The organism is Gemmatimonadota bacterium (assembly GCA_009838845.1).
Taxonomy (GTDB): domain Bacteria; phylum Latescibacterota; class UBA2968; order UBA2968; family UBA2968; genus VXRD01.
In genome coordinates, this window is sequence record VXRD01000037.1 from 1 (window position 1) to 3263 (window position 3263).

General features: G+C 49.0%; 3 protein-coding genes. All 3 read left to right on the plus strand.

From position 1 onward, the window contains the following. Positions 1 to 37: 37 nt before the first annotated feature. From F4Y39_05330 to F4Y39_05340, 3 genes are read left to right on the plus strand one after another with little or no spacing between them, the layout of a single operon-like run. Positions 38 to 1462, plus strand: a complete 1425-nt coding sequence (locus F4Y39_05330; protein MYC13131.1) for a DUF512 domain-containing protein — start codon at positions 38 to 40, stop codon at positions 1460 to 1462. A 3-nt stretch (positions 1463 to 1465) separates the two neighbouring features. Beyond that, positions 1466 to 2770: a ribosome biogenesis GTPase Der gene (locus tag F4Y39_05335; GenBank protein ID MYC13132.1), complete on the plus strand. Its 1305-nt coding sequence runs from the start codon at positions 1466 to 1468 to the stop codon at positions 2768 to 2770. A 5-nt stretch (positions 2771 to 2775) separates the two neighbouring features. Then, on the plus strand, positions 2776 to 3153 hold the full coding sequence (locus tag F4Y39_05340; protein ID MYC13133.1) for a MerR family transcriptional regulator: 378 nt from the start codon (positions 2776 to 2778) through the stop codon (positions 3151 to 3153). Positions 3154 to 3263: the final 110 nt, after the last annotated feature.

The following is a 3263-nucleotide window of genomic DNA, read 5'->3' on the forward strand; positions in this document are numbered from 1 at the left end:
ATATTGCATTGTCTGGCAATCAATTACTGGAATTGAAATGGATGTTATAAGAGGGGCACAGGTCGAGGGACGGCGCAGTGTTGAACATGTTGATACCGGTTTGCAAATTCGTTTGGTACATCCCGATGGGATTGGAGATGCAATTGGGTTGCAGCGCGGCGATGTCGTAGAAACCATCAATGGACACCCCGTGTGCGATCCCATTGATTACCGTTTTTACATGGGCGAAGAAGATGTGTCGGCCTTAGTGCGGCGAGGCGAAGATCGATTTTTATTTGAAATAGAAAAAGATATTGAAGACGATTTGGGCGTGGATTTTGAAGATATGCCCATTCTCAAATGTGATAACAAGTGTGTTTTTTGCTTTTTGCATCAGATGCCCAAAGGTCTGCGTAAGACCCTGTATTACCAGGATGACGACTATCGATTGTCTTTTCTGCACGGGGCTTATGTCACGCTGACAAACCTGTCTGAAGATGAATTTCAGCGCATTATTGACCAGAAATTGAGTCCAATGTACATCTCGGTCCACGCCACGGATCCCAAATTGCGAGCGGAATTGCTCGGTCGCAGGCGGGCAACACCTGTTTTGGATCGGATTGATATCTTAGCCAAACATGGGATTCAGATGCACGCGCAAGTGGTCTTGTGCCCGGGTATCAATGATGGTCGGGCACTCAAACAGACGGTTTTTGATCTTGCAGCGCGTCATCCACGCGTTGAATCCTTGGGCGTTGTGCCGCTGGGATTGACCAAATTTCGCAAAAATCTTCCCAGATTGAACCCCGTGACGCGTGCCGACGCTGTCATGGCAATTCGCGAAATAACAGCGTGGCAGGGTATGTTAAAAAAACGCCTGGGCACGCGCTTTGTGTATTTGGGCGATGAAATGTATTTGATGACGGGCCAATCCGTGCCAAAGAGATCCGAATACGATGGGTTTCCGCTCGTCGAAAACGGAATCGGCATGGTTCGTCGTTTTATCGACGGATTTGAGAATCGGATTGAGGACCTCGAAAATTTGGCGTTGCCACCGCAGCGCTTTGTACTCGTAACGGGTATGTTGGGTACGCATTTTTTGGATGAAATGGTCAAACGTCTGAACCAAATTTCGTGGATTGATGCTCGTGTTGTACCTGTGGTCAATCACTTTCTTGGCGAAGGAATAACGGTTTCTGGATTGCTGTCGGGCAACGATATTGGTCGCGCACTCATAGATGCTCGTATCAGAAGCGATGAGACCGTTCTTTTACCTCCCAACTGCTTGAATCATAATGGTCTATTTTTAGATGATCTTTTGCTTGACGACCTGGAGCAACAGGTGGGCTGTCGGATCATTGTGGGCACTTACGACCTGGTGGAGACCATTCAAAACGCCGTCGGGGGTGTGTCTGCTTTTGTGGGTGCAGGCAGTGAGATTGTGGCGCACCCGTATATCTCGTCACATCAGATGGAGAATTAGGCAATGGGCGTCGTGGCGATTGTGGGGCGGCCAAATGTCGGTAAGTCAACGCTCTTTAACCGGCTGATTGGCGAGCGCAAAGCTGTAGTGGATGACTTTCCCGGTGTCACGCGCGATCGCAACTATGCACAGTGTACCTGGAATGGCAGAACCTTCACGCTGGTCGATACGGGTGGCTATGTGCCCAATTCTGACGAAATAATCGCCGGTCTGGTTTCTCGACAGGTCGAGCTTGCTTTGGGGGAAGCGGACCTGTTGCTCTTTGTGGTTGATGCACAGACTGGACCTACAGATTACGACGCAATTATGGCGCGCAAGATCCGCGATTCGGGTGCATCCTATCGGCTGATTGTCAACAAAGTCGATAGAGATGAGAACGAGGCCGATGGCACGGCCTTTTACGGTCTCGCACTTGGCGATCCACTATGCGTTTCTGCTATCAATGGTCGGCAATCGGGCGACTTGCTGGATGAAATCCTTACAGGTCTTCCAGAAGAAGATGGCGACTCAGAAGATGAATTGCCCCCTCGAATTGCGGTATTGGGCCGCCCGAATATGGGCAAATCTACTTTTGTGAACCGCCTGCTGGGGCGGGAACGGGTGGTGGTAAGCGAGATTCCAGGTACGACGCGCGACGCGATTGATCTCTCGATGAAGCGCAATAGACAGCCATTTATACTGGTTGACACGGCAGGTTTGAGACGGCGGACGCGCATTAAAGAGCAAGTCGATTTTTACAGTTCGCTGCGTACGGTGGAAAGCCTTGAGCGATGCGATGTGGCGATTGTGCTGGTCGATGCTGTAGAAGGGTGTACAGTACAGGATGTCAAAATCTCAGAACGCGCTGTCGAACTGGGCAAAGGGCTGATCGTGGGCATCAACAAATGGGACCTGATTGAAAAAGACGGTCATACAGCCGACAAAATAGCCCAGCAAATCCGCTCGCGCTTTGTACATCTCGAAAACTATCCCATTGTTTTTTTATCGGCACTTACGGGGCAACGCGCGTGGCGCATTATTGATCTGGCTCTGGATGTAGCACTGAAACGTCGCCTTCGCATTCCAACGGGTGAATTGAACGACTTTTTGACGCATCTCAATGCAACAACGGCTCCGCCAACAAAAAATGGACGGGTCTTTCGCATGTCTTTCTGTGTTATGCCGCGCAGTGCACCGCCAACCATTCTCTTTTTTACCAGGCGGCCCAAGGATGTTCCCACGCACTATCGTCGGTTTTTAGAGCGCAGGCTCAGACAGGCGTTTGATTTTTACGGCACTCCCATCCGCATCTTATTTAAAAAGAAGTGATATCTATGCGTCCAGGTGGCATAAAAAAGCTCTATTATTCGATCCGCGAGGTATCGGAACTCACCGGCATAGAATCCCATGTTCTAAGATTTTGGGAGAAAGAATTTTCTCAACTAAATCCCAGACGTGGCCGATCGGGCAATCGCGCGTACACAGAGCGAAATATCAAGGTCATTTTGGCAATTAAGGACTTGCTTTACGCCCAGAAATACACTATTCAAGGGGCGGTTGAAAGGCTGAAGATAGACCGCAGTTTATGGGAAAATCAGAGTATTGAAGACGCGACGTCTAATGTTGAAAATCCACTGGTTGAATTACGGCGCATGTTGTTCGAACTCAAGCAACTTATAGAGGGGGGAGAGGCATCGGATGCCGGGAAATAAAACTTGCGTTATGCTATATAGTTTCTTATATTTAAATTCTGATTATAGAGTGTGCTTCTGCCCACTCTTTTGGGTATATGGGGTATAGATAGAACTATCAGCCCGATTAA

Excerpts from the sequence above, each read along its gene's own strand:
- F4Y39_05330 (MYC13131.1), top strand. The coding sequence starts at position 38 with ATGGATGTTATAAGAGGGGCACAGGTCGAGGGACGGCGCAGTGTTGAA.
- F4Y39_05335 (MYC13132.1), top strand. The coding sequence starts at position 1,466 with ATGGGCGTCGTGGCGATTGTGGGGCGGCCAAATGTCGGTAAGTCAACG.
- F4Y39_05340 (MYC13133.1), top strand. The coding sequence starts at position 2,776 with ATGCGTCCAGGTGGCATAAAAAAGCTCTATTATTCGATCCGCGAGGTA.